The following is a 15,191-nucleotide window of genomic DNA, read 5'->3' as shown; positions in this document are numbered from 1 at the left end:
AGGAAGGACGACCATGCTCAAGTCACGCGCCTCGCGGGCAGCCACCCTGGCCGCCTGCGCGACGTTCCTGCTCGCCACCAGCGCCTGCGGGACCGAGGGGCCCGACGAGGCGACGACCCACCAGGTGCGCCTCTACGGCTCCGACGGCAACATGCTCAACTCGTACCCCGCTGAGCTGAAGGACCGCGCCAGCCTCGTCGACGGCATGAAGGGCACCACGCCGATGACGCCGCTGCCGGAGAGCTTCAAGAACCGGCTACGGTCCGTCGACCCGCGACTGAACGACTTCCTCTACACCGCCGAGACGTACGACGCGGTGGTGATCAGCGCGATCGCCGCCCAGCTCGCCGGCAGCACCGACCCCGCCGCCGTCGCCAAGCAGATCGTCGGGGTCACCAACGGCGGGCAGCGTTGCGAGGACGTGGCGTCCTGCCTGGCGCTGGCCCGCGCCGGCAAGGACGTGGAGTACCGCAGCGTCTCGATAACCCGGGCCGGGTTCACCGAGGCCGGCGAGCCGGCCACCGCCAGCTACGCGACCGTGCACTTCGACGGCCAGCAGCTCAACGACGGCAAGACGGAGTTCGTCGGCGCCGGCGACGAGTCGGCGGCGAGCACCGAGGCCCCGCCGAAGGGGAAGAAGCAGCGCGGTGGCCGCACCGACCGCAGCGACGGCTCCCCGCTGGTCGTGGGCGGCCTGCTGCCGATGACCGGTGACCTGTCCCTGGCGTACCCGCCGATGGCCGCCGCGGCCGCCCTGGCGATCAAGGAGATCAACGCGGCCGGCGGCGTGCTCGGCGAGCCGGTGGTCTGGATCGACGGCGACGACGGCACCAACCCGAAGGTGGCCAAGGCCACCGTGGCGAGGCACGTGGAGCAGAACGTGCACGTCCTCATCGGCGCCGGCGCCTCCGGGATCTCCCGCGAGGTCCTGCCCGACGTGGTGCGGGCCGGAAAGATCCTGTTCTCCTCCTCGAACACGGACGCCGGACTGACCAAGCTGGACGACAACGGCCTCTACTTCCGCACCGCCCCGCCGGACAGCCTCCAGGGACGGGCGCTGGCCGACGTGATCCTCCGGGACGGGCCGCAGAAGATCGCCATCGTGGCCCGCAAGGACTCCTACGGCGAGGGCCTCCAGGCCACCGTCAAGGCGGAGCTGGAGCGTACCGGCGTCGACGGCGACCGGATCAAGCTGCTGGCCTACGATCCGCCGGCCGACGCCAAGACCAACCCCGTGGACTTCACGGCCGGGGCGAAGGAGATCAAGGACTTCGGCGCGGACGCCGTGCTGGTCATCGGGTTCGCGGAGTCGGCGCAGGTGATCCGCGCGCTCGCGGACGCCGGCGTGGAGATCCGGCACTGAGCCGCTGACCCGTCGCACGCGGACGGCCGCACCGGATGACCGGTGCGGCCGTCGTCGTCATGCCGCCGACGCCGCGACGGGGTGCCGGTACCGCCGCCGCGGGTGCCGACGCCGCCACGGACGCCCCCGGTCAGCGGGACCGTCGCCGCTCCAGGAAGTCGGTCATCCGCCGGCGCTTCTCCTCGTCCTCGAAGAGCACCGCCTGGCTGACCAGGTCGAGGTGCGGGTGCGCGGCGGCCGGTGCGTCGACCGCCAGCTTGGTCAGCCGCAGCGCCAGCGCGGACCCCTTGGCCATCTCGTCCAGCAGCCCGTGCGCGGTGGGCAGCAGCTCGTCGGGCTCGGCCACCACCCGGTTGACCAGGCCGATCCGCAGCGCCTCCTCGGCGTCCACCCGGCGGCCGGTGAAGAGCAGTTCCTTGGCCCGGGCCTCCCCGACCAGTGCTGGCAGCCGGTGGGTCGCGCCCGCCCCGGCCAGGATGCCCAACCGCACCTCCGGCTGGCCGAACACCGCACGCTCGGTGCAGACCCGCAGGTCGCAGGCGTACGCCAGCTCGGCGCCGCCGCCCAGCGCCGGCCCGTCCACCGCCGCCACGGTCGGCATCGGCAGCGCCCTGATCCGGGCGAAGGCGGCGGAGTTGATCGCCGCGAGCGCGTCCAGCCGGCCCCGCTCGCGCAGTTGCCCGATGTCCGCCCCGCCGGCGAAGATGCCCTCGGTGCCGCCGGTGAGCAGCAGCAGGCGGGGGCGCGCCTCCAGCTCCGCGCAGACCTGGTGCAGCTCGGCGATCAGGTCGGCGTCGATGGCGTTGCGCTTCTCCGGCCGGTCGAGCGTGACCACCAGCCGGTCCGGCCGCTCCTCGACCCGCAGCCCGCTCACGACTTCACCCCGCCTTCCCAGCGGTAGAAGCCCTGACCCGACTTCTTGCCCAGCCTGCCGGCGGCCACCATCTCCGCCAGCAGCGGCGGCGGCGCGAACCGGTCCCCGTACGCGGCCTGGAGGGTGCGCGCGATGTCCAGCCGCACGTCCAGCCCGACCAGGTCGGTCAGCTCCAGCGGGCCGATCGGGTGCCGGTAGCCGAGCACCATCGCCTTGTCGATGTCGGCCGGGCTGGCCACCCCGTCGGCGACCATCCGGATCGCCTCCAGGCCGAGGGTGACCCCGAGCCGGGAGGTGGCAAAGCCGGGCATGTCGCGTACGACGACGGGGTCCTTGCCCAGCCGGCCGGCGAGCGCGACGGCCGCGGCGGTGGTCTCGTCGGCGGTGGCCGGGCCGACCACGACCTCCAGCAGCGCCATCGCCCAGACCGGGTTGAAGAAGTGCAGCCCGACGAAGCGCTCGGGTCGCGCCAGCCCGCCGGCCAGCTCGGCGATCGAGATGCTGGACGTGTTGCTGCCCAGCAGCGCCGGGCGCAGCGCCTCGGCCTCGCGCAGCACCGCCCGCTTGAGGTCCGGCCGCTCCGGCACGGCCTCCACCACCACGGCCGGCTCCTGCGCGACCTCGGCGAGCGCGGCCCGCAGCGTCACCCGCCCCCGGTTCGTCGCGGCCTGGTCGGCGGTCAGCTTGCCGCGCCCCACCGCCCTGTCCCACAGCTCACCGAGCCGGTCCACGGCCATGGCGCCCCGGGCCCGGTCCACCTCGACCAGCTCGACGGCGTACCCGGCCCCGGCCGCCACGTACGCGATGCCGAGCCCCATCGTGCCGGCCCCGACGACGACAAAGCGGTCGCTCATGACGCCTCCCTGCCTCCGGCGGCGACCCGGGGTTGACCCGCGCTCCGCCACCCGCTCCACTCGCTCATGGGCCGACCCTATGCAGCGACGCTCGCCCCGGCATGCGTGGGGGCGGCGCGGATCGGGTACGACGGCCGTCAACCGAGGGAAGGACGAACCTAGATGAGCCAGGCACCGGAGACCGTGGACAGTGCAGGCGCGGCGGAGACGGTGGAGACCCGCGGGGACGAGCGGGTCGACCTGCTGCGCGCGGACACCAACAACGACGGCCGCACCGACGTCTGGGTGGCCGACACCGACGGGGACGGCAGGCCCGACCTGTTCCAGTTCGACACCGACCACGACGGCAGGGTGGACGTCACGATGGTCGACCTCGACGAGGACGGCACCCCGGACGAGGTGGTCGACGGCGATGGCGGCCTCCCGCCCGAGCAGCTCCCCCCGACCGTCCAGGTCTGAGGCGTACGCAGGTCGTCCGGGGTGCCGCCACGCGGCGGGCCCCGGGCGTCAGCCGGCCAGGCGCAGGGTGGCCAGGTAGTACGGGGCGTCGTGGTCGTCCACGTCGGTCAGGCGCCAGGCGGTGCCCCGGACCAGCTCGGCGAGTTCGTCGGGCGAGCAGACCAGGTAGTCGAACCACTCGGTGCCCAGCTCCCGGTAGCGCAGGCGGAGCCGGAGCTGCCCGCCGAGCCGGCCCCGGCGCCGGTTGCGCTCGTGGTAGCCCGTGTGCAGCGGGTCCCGGGTGCCGTACGGGTCGGTGCCCTGCGCGATGACCCGCGCGCCCGGCCGGGCCAGCGCGGCGAGCGCCGCCAGCAGGGCCGGGGCCCGCTCCCGCCCCTCCAGCAGCCCGACGTTGTTGCCGAGCAGCAGGAACGTGTCGTAGCGCCGGCCGTCGGCGACGTGCGAGTCGACCGTCCCGTGCACCAGCTCGCGTACGCCCCGGCGGCGGCAGACGGCCAGCGCGCCGGCCGAGGTGTCCAGCCCGGTGACCGGCACGCCCCGTTCCTGGAGCAGCAGCGCGATCCGGCCCGCCCCGACCCCGACGTCCAGGGTGGCGCCCTCGACCCGGTCCACCGCCCGGTGGTCGTACGGCTGCCAGTCGGCCGGGCCGTCCAGGTAGTGCGCGGCGGGCGCGCCGTTGATCAGCCCGTCGTCCCGCTCGATGATCTCGATGACCGGCCGTGGCAGCCGCCCGCCGGCCAGCGGCCGGGGGCCGATGCCGGTGGCGACGGCGAACGCGTCGCGCAGCATCTCGCCGAAGACGTCACCGATCCGTGGTTCCACCGTCACGGCTTCACGCTATCCGGCCGGTCAGTCAGCCGCGGCGGCCGTATCCTGGCGGGGTGGCCACACTGGACCGCCTCGCCGCGGAGAAATACATCCTGCTGACGACGTTCCGCAAGGACGGGCGGGCGGTGCCGACGCCGGTCTGGGCGGTCCGCGACGGCGACGCGCTGGCGGTGTGGTCGGCGGCGGATTCCGGCAAGGTGAAGCGGATCCGGCGCAGCGGGGACGTCACGGTCGCGCCGTGCGACGTCCGGGGCCGCCCGCACGGCGAGGCGGTGCCCGCCCACGCGACGCTCTGCGGCCCGGCCGACACCCGACGGGTCCGCGACCTGATCAAGCAGAAGTACCGGATGATCGGGCGGCTCAGCCTGCTCGGCAGCCGGTTGCGCCGGGGCGAGGGCGGCACGGTCGGCATCCGGGTCTCGCTCGCCGGCCGGCCATCGGGCGGCGACTGACCCACGCCCCGCCCCCGCTGCCCCCTGCCGCCGCTCGGCGGCAGGGGCGCCGGTGCGGCCGGCATGCGCAACCGGCCCGGCCGCGCGGGCGCCGACCGGCCGGGCCCCGACACGACGAAGGGCGGCGGACCGTGTCCGCCGCCCTTCGTGCGCACCCGTTGCCTTCCGGCCGTCAGTCCCCCTGGCGCTGCTGCGGGATCTGCCCCTGCAGCAGGGCTCTGACCTCCGACTCGCGGTACCGGCGGTGGCCCCCCAGGGTGCGGATGGCGCTGAGCTTGCCAGCCTTGGCCCACCGGGTCACCGTCTTCGGGTCGACACGGAACATCGACGCCACCTCGGCCGGCGTGAGTAGCGGCTCTGGTTCGTGCGTTCGCGATGCCATCGGTCACTCCTCCACATGTATAGACATCGGCCGGGGTCCCGCCGGTCGACGCGTCTCCCATGGTCCGGCTAGTCCCCGATGTCCGACATGGGCCGAACGGCCGAACGTCCCTAGACGGACGGATGAACCATGCCCGATTTATGCGACTTTTACACGGCAGAAAGTACCTTATTCGGACTCATGATCACGGTTCGTGATGCGTCAACTACGAGGACGCCTCGCCTTCGCGGCCCCGCCTGGGCGAATTGTCGTCAGTTGCACCGTTCCAGCAGCTGCACCGCACGCCACCGCGCGACCAGCTTGTCGTACGCCGCCGAGGCCTCCTCGGCCTCGCCCCGGGACAGCCCGGCGAGCCCGCTCGCCACCAGCTCGGGCGAGTCGTCGGCGGCCAGCGTCTCGTCGGAGAGCAGGTCGACCAGGCCGCCGTAGTCCAGCTCCACCATCGAGCGGGGGTGGAACTCCTCCAGCCAGCGGGCGGCCTCCTCGACCGCCTCGGTGATCGGCGCGTCGCCGACCGACTTGCGCAGCACCGACAGTGCCCGCGACGACCGGCGCCGCGCCTTCGAGATCTCCGTCCGGAAGCGCAGCGCCCGCCGGCCCGGACGGGTCACGTGGTGCCGCTCCTCCGGGTCGAAGAGCACGAACCAGCGCAGCGGCACACCCCAGGTCGCGATCTGCTCGTGCAGCCGGGGCACGCCGTGCTCCAGCACGCGGGCCCCGCTGCGCCAGTCCTCCACCACCGCCTTGGCCTGCCCGGCGAGCACCGGCGGCACGAACGCGTCGGCCAGCACCGGCGGCACGCCGTCGCGCGCGCTCAGCGCCGCCTCGGCCACCCGGATGCGCAGGTTCCACGGGCAGACCAGCAGCGTGTCGTCGGCCTCCAGCACGTACGCCTCGTCCGGCAGGTCGGGCAGCCGCGTCCAGCCCGCGCCGAGCGCCTCGATCACGGACGTCCGTTGCCGGCCGGGCCCCTCCACGGGGGCCACCGCCCGCCCCTGCTCGACGTAGCGGCGCCAGTACGTCTGGCGGTCCCGGTCGAAAGCGGTCAGGGGCTCGTACACGCGCAGGTAAGAAGCGAAGAGCGACGGCACGGCGCGATCCTCCCACGAATCGGAACCCGACCGTCGTCGGCGCTGCGATCACGCGCGCCGTGGGCGGTCGGACGGCGTCGGCCGATACTAGGCTCAGCGGCACCGGCAGCATCCCGCCGGCGTCCACAGGTCCGCGTCCCACAAGGACGCACCCCCACACCAGGAGCTACTCATGGGCGTATTCGCCAGCAACGACGACCCGGGATCCACCGGTCACGAACAGGTCGTGTTCTGCCAGGACAAGCAGTCCGGCCTGAAGGCGATCATCGGGATCTACTCCACCGCGCTCGGCCCCGCGCTCGGCGGCACCCGGTTCTACCCGTACGCGAGCGAGGAGGCCGCCCTCGCCGACGTGCTCGACCTGTCCCGGGGCATGGCGTACAAGAACGCCCTGGCCGGGCTGGACCTCGGCGGCGGCAAGGCGGTCATCTGGGGTGACCCCGAGCGGATCAAGAGCGAGGCGCTGCTGCGCGCCTACGGCCGCTTCGTGGAGTCCCTCGCCGGGCGTTACTACACCGCCTGCGACGTCGGCACCTACGTGGCCGACATGGACGTGATCGCCCGGGAGACGTCGTACGTCACCGGCCGCAGCGTCGAGCACGGCGGCGCCGGCGACTCCTCGGTCCTGACCTCCTGGGGCGTGTTCCAGGGCATGCGGGCCGCCGTCGAGCACGTCTGGGGCACCCCGACCCTCGCCGGCAGGCGGGTCGGCGTGGCCGGCCTGGGCAAGGTCGGCAAGTACCTGGTCGGCCACCTGCTCGACGACGGCGCCGAGGTGGTGGCGACCGACGTCAACCCGAAGGCCCTGGAGTGGGCGCGCAACACCCACCCGCAGGTCGCGCTCGTCGACGACGCCGCCGCGCTGGTCGCCGCCGACATCGACGTGTACGCCCCGTGCGCGCTCGGCGGCGCGCTCAACGACGACACGGTGCCGGCGCTGCGCGCCAAGGTGGTCGCCGGTGCGGCGAACAACCAGCTCGCCCACTCGGGCATCGAGAAGCTGCTGGCCGACCGCGGCATCCTCTACGCCCCGGACTACGTGGTGAACGCCGGCGGCGTGATCCAGGTGGCCGACGAGATCGAGGGCTTCAACTTCGAGCGGGCCAAGCTGCGCGCGACCCGGATCTACGACACCACCCGGGAGATCCTCCAGCTCGCCGACGCCGAGGGCGTGCCCCCGGCGGTGGCGGCCGACCGGCTGGCGGAGCGGCGGATGGCCGATGTCGGCCGGCTGCGCACGATCCACCTGCGATGAGCGTCACGGAGGCGGAGCCGGCCCGGTTCCGCCTCCGGCGCCGCCGCACCGAAGCGCGCCGTTAAGCTGATTTCGTCGGACTTTGTCCGGTGTCACGGGCGCTCCCGGCACCGCTCCTTACCCGGTACAATCGGTGACGGCTGGATGACCGCGACGCGCGGCACCGGTCGACGGTAACCCGAGGTGCCGAACGACGGCATCCCCATGTACCGTAAGAGCTACGAGAGATGCCTGACGTCATCGGGGCCCGCCTTCGGGCTGCCCCGCATTCTGTGCGAGGGGGTCGAGCCATGGGGCGCGGCCGTGCTAAGGCCAAGCAGACGAAGGTGGCGCGGGAGTTGAAGTACCACTCCCCGAACACCGACCTCACCGCCTTGCAGCGCGAGTTGGCGGGTGCTGGTAAGTCTGAGCACAACTTCGACGACGACTACAAAGAGTATGTCGACGACGATGATGAGGATCACGCGGACGAAGACCCGGATCCCTGGGTACGTCCGACCCGCTGACCTCCGGTCGCAGCTGAGCACGCGGTAATCCCCCGCGTGCTCACGCATGTGCCCATCCGAAGCGGCGCCAACACCGACGATCAGGGACCATGCCGTCCCGGAGGCGACTCCGGCTGCTCGGCAGGTCCCTGATCCCGGTGTGGCCCGCCTCAGCGGGGCCGGTTGTTCCAGTTGTAGAACGTCGGGATGTTCTCGAAGTGGTTCCAGGCGCAGACGGCGCTCGCGCCGTCGCCGCCCGCCACCTCCGCCCGCAGCCGCCGCGCGGCCTCGGCCTCATGGAGCAGAGCGGTGAGTCCCGGCGCGGCTTCCCGCACCCGATCGGCGACCTGGCCCGGGGCGGCGTCCACCCCACGCTCAGGCTGCCGGTGACTGGTGGTCTCGGGCATGCTCCAACACTCCCTCCAGTAGGTGGATCTTGCTGTTGCGGCAGTGCGCGGTCTCCGTACCGTCGAAACGCCCCAGCTCGAAGTAGCGGTTGGCGGCGTGGCCGCCGCCGCAGAAACCGAAGTAGGGGCAGGACGAGCGACACGCCTCGACACCGGCGAGGAACTCACCGACCCAGGGCGTCCGGCCCGCGTGGGCGAGGATGTCGGCCAGCGGCGTGGTCAGCACGTTGCCGCTGCTGAAGTCGCCGTACCGGACGTCGGTGAAGCCGGCCAGCTCGGGCGAGAGCACCGTCACCGAGCCGTCGTGGCCGACGGTCGGGATCGGGTCCAGCCGCCGGGGCAGCACGTCGTCGGCGGTGCCGTCCAGCACGGCGGCGGCGTACCGCAACGACCACTCGACCTCGCGCAGGTGGATCCTGGGCTCCCGCCGCCAGGCCGCCACCAGTTCCGCCCAGAACGCGGTCACCGCCCGGGCGTCGTGGGAGTTGTCGCGGAGGTTCACCCCCTCGGTCTCCTCGATGTTGACGCCGAGCACGTCACACCCCAGACCGAGGAAGTAGTCGTACAGCTCGGTGGCGAGGCCCGGTTCCGGGCGGCCCACCACCGCCAGCGCCGAGAACGGCAGCCGGTGCCGGCGCAGCGCCGCCACCCCGCGCACGATCCGGTCGTACGCCGGCCCGCCGGCCCGGGTGATCCGGTCGCCGTTGCGCTCCCGCGGGCCGTCCACGCTCACGCTCACCCGCACCCGGTGCTCGGTGAAGAACGCGCACCACGCGTCGTCGATCAGCGTGGCGTTGGTCTGCACGTGGTGCTCGACCTCGGGCCCGAAGGGCGCGATCAGCGCGGCGAGATGCTCCCGGCCTGCGGCGAGCGGCTCCCCGCCGTGCCACACCACGGAGAAGCGGCCCGCCGCCGCCCACGAATTGACCGACGCGGCCACCGCCTCGGCCACCGGCACCGGCATCCGCCGGTCGACCGCCCGGAACGGCAGGTAGCAGTAGGCGCAGTCCAGGTTGCACAGGGTGGTCGGCTGCATCACGACGTACGAGGGAACGGCGGCCAGGCCGCGCATCCCGCTGAACGACTGTCCCCGAGCAGCCATTGCCCTCCTCCGCGCCTGAAGGGCTGTCGGGGCCCCCGGTGAGGGGTTGCCCGACAGCGTTGAGGGTGCCCCTCAGGCTAGGCGGCGACGGCCACCCGGGTGAAGCCCTGATCAGATGCCCGTACGGTCACCGGAGCGTGATCATCATCCCCGGGTGTGCTGCCCGATCATCTGCACGTTGCCGGAGCCCTCGATGATCTCGCCGGCCTGCCACGCGTCGACGCCGCGGCCGGTCAGCGTGGCCAGCGCGCGGTCCGCGTCCTCGGCGGAGACGATCGCGAACATGCCGACGCCCATGTTGAACGTCGCCTCCATCTCCGGGTCCTCGATCCGCCCCTTGGTCTGGATCAGGTCGAAGATCGGCTGCGGCTTCCAGGTGGACCGGTTGACCACCGCGTCGACGTGCTCGGGAAGCACCCGCACCAGGTTGCCGGGGATGCCGCCGCCCGTGACGTGGGCGATGGAGCGCACCTCGGCCTCGGCGATCAGCTTGAGGCAGTCCTGCGCGTAGATCTTGGTCGGGGTGAGCAGCTCCTCGCCGAGGGTGCGCTGCCGGCCGAAGTCGTCGATCACCACGTCGAGCCGCATCCGGCCGGCGCCCAGCAGCACGTGCCGGACCAGGGAGTAGCCGTTGGAGTGCAGGCCGGAGGAGCGCATCGCGATCACCACGTCGCCCACCTCGACCCGCTCCGGGCTGAGGATGTCGGCCTCCTCCACCACGCCGACGCCGGTGGCGGAGATGTCGTACTCGTCCGGGCGGAGCACGCCGGGGTGCTCGGCGGTCTCGCCGCCCAGCAGGGCGCAGCCCGCGTACCGGCAGCCGTCGGCGATGCCGGCGCCGATCTCGGCGACCTTGTCCGGCACGACCTCGCCGGTGGCGATGTAGTCGAGCAGGAAGAGCGGCTCGGCGCCGCAGGCGACCAGGTCGTCGACGACCATCGCGACGAGGTCGATGCCCACCGTGTCGTGGATGTCCATCTGCTGCGCGATCACCAGCTTGGTGCCGACGCCGTCGGTGGACGAGGCCAGAATGGGGTTCTTGTACTTCTTCGTGTCCAGCCGGAACAGCCCGGCGAAGCCACCCAGGTCGCCCATCACCTCCGGGCGCCGGGTCTGCTTCACCTTCGACTTCAGCAGCTCGACCGCCCGGTCGCCCGCCTCGATCGAGACCCCGGCGTCCGCGTACGAGACCGACCTCTTGCGCGCCGGCCGGCCGGTGCCGGCCGTCCAGGGCTGACGGTCGCCGCCGGCGCCGGTCGGGCTGCTTCCTGCGCCGCTGCGCTCGGACACGTGCGTCACGGTTCTCCCCTTTGTGGTTCTGGCGCCGCGCCGGCGGTGACCGGCCGCGCCGGGTGGTGCTACGGGCGGTGTGTGGTCGCGCCGCCCGGAGTGGCGACGAGCGGAGGGGTGGTGTGCTCGGGGGCGTCGGGCGCCGCGGTGACGCGCCGGCCCACCCCCTCGAGCACGTGCTTGCCGATCAGGTTGCCGGCGGGCAGGTCGATCGGGTACTCCCCGTCGAAGCACGCGCGGCACAGCCGGGTCTTCGGCTGCTCGGTGGCGGCGATCAGACCCGGGAGCGAGACGTAGCCCAGCGTGTCCGCGCCGATCGACCGCCGGATGCCCTCGTTGTCCAGCCCGTTGGCCAGCAACTCGGCGCGGGTGGCGAAGTCGATGCCGTAGAAGCAGGGCCAGCGGACCGGCGGCGAGGAGATGCGCACGTGCACCTCCAGCGCGCCGGCCTCGCGCAGCATCCGCACGATCGCCCGCTGCGTGTTGCCGCGCACGATCGAGTCGTCGACCACGACCAGCCGCTTGCCCCGGACGTTCTCCCGCAGCGGGTTGAGCTTGAGCCGGATGCCGAGCTGGCGCAGGGTCTGCGACGGCTGGATGAAGGTCCGCCCGACGTACGGGTTCTTCATCAGGCCGGCGCCGTAGGTGATCCCGGACTCCTCGGCGTAGCCGATGGCGGCCGGAGTGCCGGACTCCGGCACCGGGATGACCAGGTCGGCCTCGACCGGGTGCTCCTTGGCCAGCTGACGGCCGATCTGCACCCGGGCGGCGTGCACGTTGCGGCCGGCGATCGTGGCGTCCGGACGGGCGATGTAGACGTACTCGAAGAGGCAGCCCTTGGGCTCCGGGGCGGCGAACCGGCTGGAACGCAGGCCGTCCTCGTCGATCGCGATCAGCTCGCCGGGCTCGACCTCGCGGACCACGCTCGCCCCGACGATGTCCAGGGCGGCGGTCTCGCTCGCCACCACCCAACCGCGCTCCAGCCGGCCCAGCACCAGCGGGCGTACGCCGTGCGGGTCGCGGGCCGCGTAGAGGGTCGACTCGTCCATGAAGACGAAGCTGAACGCGCCGCGCAGCTGCGGCAGCACCTCCAGCGCGGCCGCCTCCACCGACAGGTCGGGGCGACTGGCCAGCAGCATCGTCACCAGGGAGGTGTCGTTGGTCGAGCCGTCGGCGACCAGGCCCCGCTCGGTCACCTCGCGCTGGAGGTCGGCCGTGTTGACCAGGTTGCCGTTGTGCGCCAGCGCGATCGTGGTGCCGGAGCTGGTGGACCGGATGGTCGGCTGGGCATTCTCCCAGGTCGAACCGCCGGTGGTGGAGTAGCGGGCGTGGCCGATCGCCACGTGCCCGCGCAGACTGGCCAGGGTCGGCTCGTCGAAGACCTGGGCGACCAGGCCGAGGTCCTTGTAGACCACGACGCCGGAGCCGTCGCTCACGGCGATGCCGGCGGCCTCCTGGCCGCGGTGCTGGAGGGCGTATAGCCCGAAGTAGGTGAGGTTGGCGACCTCCTCCCCGGGCGCCCAGACACCGAAGACGCCACACGCGTCCTGGGGGCCTGGTCGTTGGGGATCAAGGTCGTGGCTCAGCCGGCCGTCGCCTCGGGGCACCTGCGCTCCCTCATGCTGGTCTGGACCGGCCTGGCGAACCACGCGGGGGGCGGGATTCGCGCTCCTCGGCCGGGACCACTGTCGTCGCCTGACAGTGTACGCGAATCCGTGTCGACACAGAAAGTCACGATATGGCTCCCGAGCGTCACCGGTCGGCCACACATCGTCGCAGCTAGAGGGGCAGGTGCTCGGAGAGGTCCGCCCGGATTCCGCTCACCCGCACGCGACCCTGGGTGATCGCCTCGGCCCAGTCGAGCCGTCCGGTCGCCACCGCCAGCCAGGTCGCCGGATCCATCTCCACGACGTTCGGCGGGGTGCCGCGGGTGTGTCGAGGCCCGGGAATGCACTGAACTGCGCCGTAAGGTGGGACACGCACCTCCACCGATCGGCCGGGGGCGCGCTCCGCGAGGGCGGTCAACAGGGCACGGACCGCCTCTCGGAGGACCGGTCGTTCGGGCGTACGCCCCTCGTCGAGCGCCGACAACGCCGCCGCGACCGCGGCGGACTTTATGTGCGGAGAGGACACGACGGGACGATACGACTCGAACGCAGTGCGTCACACGCTGGCCCTGGGTCGCGCTGATCCGGTCAGACAAGGCATAGTTGCCGACGGCGTATTCGTACCGTGATGATCCCCGGCCCGGCGCCCCGCCGGCCGAGGGAAGTCAGTCCGGAAGGCGGTGGACGTGTCAACACACCGACGTGCCTGGAAGCAGCGGGCCGGTGTGGTCGTGGCGCTGGTTGTCGGCGCTCTGCTCGCTGTCCCCGCCACACCAGCCCTGGCCGCCCCACCGAGCGTGCAGATCGGCACGTCTCCCTCGACGCTGAATGCCGGAGACCGGATAAGCCTGTCCTTCGTCGTGGCGAACAACAACGCCAGGCCGCCGGTGGGCAACGGTTCCGACTCCGCCGAGATCAAGGTCACCACATCCGGCACGGTCAGGTGCGACGGCCGCTGCGAATTCACCGAGAAGATCGACGGCGGCGGCAACAAGTCCCTGACCGTCACGCTGCTGGCGGACAACGTCGCCGCGGGCCAGACGAAGTCCGGCAGCGTCCAGATCAGTGCCGCCATCAACGGCGAGTCCGGCAACGCGGACCGGAGTTTCACGGTGCGCGGCCCGCAGGAGGCCCAGACCGTCCGGTCGGTCTCCGGCAAGGTGGTCGCCCAGGCGAACGGCAAGGCCGTGCCGAACGCCGTGGTGATGCTCAAGGACGGCGCCGGCAATACGCGGGACACGGTCAGCGACGACAGCGGCAACTTCCGCTTCACGGGCACCACCGAGAAGCCGATCGCGCCGGGCCGGCTCGCCGTCGGCGCCAACGTCGGTGAGGTGTACGCCACAAAGAGCTTCGACGCGAGCGCGGGCCAGAGCATCACCGGCCAGCGCATCGCCCTGGCGATCAAGGTCGAGACGACCCCGAGCGCCACCCCCTCGGCCACCGACGAGCCGCTCCCCACGGACGAGGCCCTCGACGAGACCCCCGGGGAGGAAACCGAGGCGAGCCCTGGCGCGGCGGCCAACGCCAGCAACGAGGACTCGGGCGGCATGGGCTCCTGGCTGATCATCCTGCTCGGCGGCCTGCTCGTCGCCGCGGGCGTCGGCACCATCGTGCTGCTCTGGATGCGACGCAAGGACAACGGCGACGAGGGCGACGACGTCTCGGCGGGCGCCGCTGCGGCAGGCGCGGTCCCGGCGGCGCGCGGGGCGTACCGGGGCGCGGGCGCGGACGACCAGACCCGGGTGGTCAACCGAGCCGGTGCCGGGCCGGACCCGACGATGGTCGGCGGCACCTCGCTCAGCGACGCCCCGACGATGATGCACCGCCCCGTGGTCGACGACGTGCCGCCGGACCCGTACGGCGCACCCCCGCAGCCCTACGGCGCGGCAGACGCAGGGCAGGGCTGGGCCGGCAACGGCTACGGCGACGAGTCCGCCGGCTCGGGCGGCTACGGTGCCGGCGGCTACGGCAACGCCCCCGCCTCCGGTGGCGGCTACGGCAACGCCCCCGCCTCCGGTGGCGGCTACGGCAACGCCCCCGCCTCCGGTGGCGGCTACGGCAACGCGCCGTCCTCCGGCGGCGGCTACGGCAACGCCCCCGCCTCGGGCGGCGGCTACGGCGGCCACGACTACGGCGCTCCGGCGGGTGCCGCGGGTGCCGGCGGCTACTCGGCGGGAGCCGGAGGCGGCCGGGGCTACGGCGACCGCTACGACGAGCCCACCGGCCGCTACACCGGCGAGCCCACCCAGTACCCGGCCCCGGCCGACCCCTACGCGACGGGCGTCTACCAGCCGGAGCAGGGCCAGGGCTACGGCCGGTCCGAGACCGCGCCGTACGGGCGGGGCGGCGAGCCGACCGGCGGCTTCGACCAGCGCGGCGGCTACGACGACCCGGGCTACGGCCAGCAGGGCGGCTACGGCCAGGAGCCCTCACCGCAGCGCGGCGGCTACGGCCAGGAGCCCCCGCAGCAGCGCGGCGGCTACGGCCAGGGCGGCTACGACCAGCCCACCTCGTACGACCAGGGTGGCTACGGCCAGCAGGGTGGCTACGGCCAGGAGCCCCCGCAGCAGCGCGGCGGTGGCTACGACGACCGCGGCTACGGCCAGGGCGGCTACGGCCAGCAGGGCGGCGGCTACGACGACCCGCAGGCCGGGCGCGGCCGCCCGGACGGCCCGCCGCAGCAGGACCGGGGCGGTCGCCGGCTGGACTGGCTGGACGACTGACCGCACGGGCACAGCC

General features: G+C 73.0%; 16 protein-coding genes. 6 read left to right on the top strand and 10 right to left on the bottom strand.

Features of this window, described 5'->3' with window-relative positions; translation table 11 throughout:
* Positions 1-13: 13 nt before the first annotated feature.
* Positions 14-1,363, top strand: coding sequence for an ABC transporter substrate-binding protein (locus AB0L34_RS06340; RefSeq protein WP_363702380.1), 1,350 nt, complete (start codon positions 14-16; stop codon positions 1,361-1,363).
* Between the two features lie 130 nt (positions 1,364-1,493).
* Here the strand turns inward: AB0L34_RS06340 and AB0L34_RS06335 are convergent, their stop codons facing one another.
* Together AB0L34_RS06335 and AB0L34_RS06330 are read right to left on the bottom strand one after the other, a co-directional pair.
* Complete coding sequence (locus AB0L34_RS06335) at positions 1,494-2,237, bottom strand: enoyl-CoA hydratase/isomerase family protein (protein ID WP_357449705.1); 744 nt, start codon at positions 2,235-2,237, stop codon at positions 1,494-1,496.
* On the bottom strand, positions 2,234-3,091 hold the full coding sequence (locus AB0L34_RS06330; RefSeq protein WP_363702378.1) for a 3-hydroxyacyl-CoA dehydrogenase family protein: 858 nt from the start codon (positions 3,089-3,091) through the stop codon (positions 2,234-2,236). Before AB0L34_RS06330 ends, AB0L34_RS06335 begins: the two co-directional genes overlap by 4 nt.
* A 162-nt stretch (positions 3,092-3,253) precedes the next feature.
* Here AB0L34_RS06330 and AB0L34_RS06325 point away from each other — a divergent pair, with 162 nt between their 5' ends.
* Entirely contained in the window at positions 3,254-3,550 is a 297-nt protein-coding gene (locus tag AB0L34_RS06325) for a hypothetical protein (RefSeq protein ID WP_363702376.1), read from the top strand.
* Between the two features lie 48 nt (positions 3,551-3,598).
* On the opposite strand, the gene AB0L34_RS06320 is transcribed toward AB0L34_RS06325, so the two are convergent.
* Positions 3,599-4,378 (bottom strand): class I SAM-dependent methyltransferase, encoded by a 780-nt coding sequence (locus AB0L34_RS06320; RefSeq protein WP_363702374.1) that lies wholly within the window; start codon positions 4,376-4,378, stop codon positions 3,599-3,601.
* Between the two features lie 53 nt (positions 4,379-4,431).
* On the opposite strand from AB0L34_RS06320, the gene AB0L34_RS06315 reads away from it, so the two are divergent.
* Positions 4,432-4,830 carry a PPOX class F420-dependent oxidoreductase gene (locus AB0L34_RS06315; RefSeq protein WP_357449714.1) on the top strand — a complete coding sequence of 133 codons (399 nt, stop codon included), beginning with the start codon at positions 4,432-4,434 and terminating at the stop codon, positions 4,828-4,830.
* Between the two features lie 172 nt (positions 4,831-5,002).
* Here the strand turns inward: AB0L34_RS06315 and AB0L34_RS06310 are convergent, their stop codons facing one another.
* Both AB0L34_RS06310 and AB0L34_RS06305 read right to left on the bottom strand, forming a co-directional pair.
* Entirely contained in the window at positions 5,003-5,212 is a 210-nt protein-coding gene (locus AB0L34_RS06310; protein WP_007073996.1) for a BldC family transcriptional regulator, read from the bottom strand.
* Between the two features lie 251 nt (positions 5,213-5,463).
* Positions 5,464-6,303 carry a hypothetical protein gene (locus AB0L34_RS06305; RefSeq protein WP_350702125.1) on the bottom strand — a complete coding sequence of 280 codons (840 nt, stop codon included), beginning with the start codon at positions 6,301-6,303 and terminating at the stop codon, positions 5,464-5,466.
* A gap of 172 nt (positions 6,304-6,475) precedes the next feature.
* Here AB0L34_RS06305 and AB0L34_RS06300 point away from each other — a divergent pair, with 172 nt between their 5' ends.
* Both AB0L34_RS06300 and AB0L34_RS06295 read left to right on the top strand, forming a co-directional pair.
* On the top strand, positions 6,476-7,558 hold the full coding sequence (locus AB0L34_RS06300; RefSeq protein WP_363702372.1) for a Glu/Leu/Phe/Val dehydrogenase dimerization domain-containing protein: 1,083 nt from the start codon (positions 6,476-6,478) through the stop codon (positions 7,556-7,558).
* A gap of 290 nt (positions 7,559-7,848) precedes the next feature.
* Positions 7,849-8,064 (top strand): DUF3073 domain-containing protein, encoded by a 216-nt coding sequence (locus tag AB0L34_RS06295; protein ID WP_091099829.1) that lies wholly within the window; start codon positions 7,849-7,851, stop codon positions 8,062-8,064.
* A 149-nt stretch (positions 8,065-8,213) separates the two neighbouring features.
* On the opposite strand, the gene amcA is transcribed toward AB0L34_RS06295, so the two are convergent.
* From amcA to AB0L34_RS06270, 5 genes are all read right to left on the bottom strand, one after another.
* A complete protein-coding gene (gene amcA / locus AB0L34_RS06290) occupies positions 8,214-8,450 on the bottom strand; it encodes a multiple cyclophane-containing RiPP AmcA (protein WP_357449724.1) in 237 nt (78 codons plus the stop codon).
* Positions 8,419-9,522, bottom strand: a complete 1,104-nt coding sequence (amcB, locus tag AB0L34_RS06285; RefSeq protein ID WP_363702486.1) for a cyclophane-forming radical SAM peptide maturase AmcB — start codon at positions 9,520-9,522, stop codon at positions 8,419-8,421. The genes amcA and amcB overlap by 32 nt, the downstream gene beginning before the upstream one ends.
* 174 nt (positions 9,523-9,696) lie before the next feature.
* Complete coding sequence (gene purM, locus AB0L34_RS06280; protein ID WP_350702130.1) at positions 9,697-10,851, bottom strand: phosphoribosylformylglycinamidine cyclo-ligase; 1,155 nt, start codon at positions 10,849-10,851, stop codon at positions 9,697-9,699.
* A 59-nt stretch (positions 10,852-10,910) separates the two neighbouring features.
* Entirely contained in the window at positions 10,911-12,449 is a 1,539-nt protein-coding gene (purF, locus tag AB0L34_RS06275; RefSeq protein ID WP_363702369.1) for an amidophosphoribosyltransferase, read from the bottom strand.
* 172 nt (positions 12,450-12,621) lie between these two features.
* Positions 12,622-12,975, bottom strand: a complete 354-nt coding sequence (locus AB0L34_RS06270) for a sterol carrier family protein (protein WP_363702367.1) — start codon at positions 12,973-12,975, stop codon at positions 12,622-12,624.
* A 160-nt stretch (positions 12,976-13,135) separates the two neighbouring features.
* Here AB0L34_RS06270 and AB0L34_RS06265 point away from each other — a divergent pair, with 160 nt between their 5' ends.
* The gene (locus tag AB0L34_RS06265; RefSeq protein ID WP_363702365.1) at positions 13,136-15,175 is read left to right on the top strand and encodes a hypothetical protein; all 2,040 of its coding nucleotides are present in this window, start codon (positions 13,136-13,138) and stop codon (positions 15,173-15,175) included.
* The last annotated feature ends 16 nt before the right edge of the window (positions 15,176-15,191 follow it).

This window comes from Micromonospora sp. NPDC052213, from assembly GCF_040679695.1.
In the GTDB taxonomy this organism is placed as follows: Bacteria; Actinomycetota; Actinomycetes; order Mycobacteriales; family Micromonosporaceae; genus Micromonospora.
Note: the sequence above shows the minus strand (reverse complement) of the source record. Positions and strands in the feature narration are given on the sequence as shown.

Excerpts from the sequence above, each read along its gene's own strand:
- AB0L34_RS06340 (WP_363702380.1), top strand. The coding sequence starts at position 14 with ATGCTCAAGTCACGCGCCTCGCGGGCAGCCACCCTGGCCGCCTGCGCG.
- AB0L34_RS06330 (WP_363702378.1), bottom strand. The coding sequence starts at position 3,091 with ATGAGCGACCGCTTTGTCGTCGTCGGGGCCGGCACGATGGGGCTCGGC.
- AB0L34_RS06325 (WP_363702376.1), top strand. The coding sequence starts at position 3,254 with ATGAGCCAGGCACCGGAGACCGTGGACAGTGCAGGCGCGGCGGAGACG.
- AB0L34_RS06310 (WP_007073996.1), bottom strand. The coding sequence starts at position 5,212 with ATGGCATCGCGAACGCACGAACCAGAGCCGCTACTCACGCCGGCCGAG.
- AB0L34_RS06300 (WP_363702372.1), top strand. The coding sequence starts at position 6,476 with ATGGGCGTATTCGCCAGCAACGACGACCCGGGATCCACCGGTCACGAA.
- AB0L34_RS06295 (WP_091099829.1), top strand. The coding sequence starts at position 7,849 with ATGGGGCGCGGCCGTGCTAAGGCCAAGCAGACGAAGGTGGCGCGGGAG.
- amcA (WP_357449724.1), bottom strand. The coding sequence starts at position 8,450 with ATGCCCGAGACCACCAGTCACCGGCAGCCTGAGCGTGGGGTGGACGCC.
- amcB (WP_363702486.1), bottom strand. The coding sequence starts at position 9,522 with ATGCGCGGCCTGGCCGCCGTTCCCTCGTACGTCGTGATGCAGCCGACC.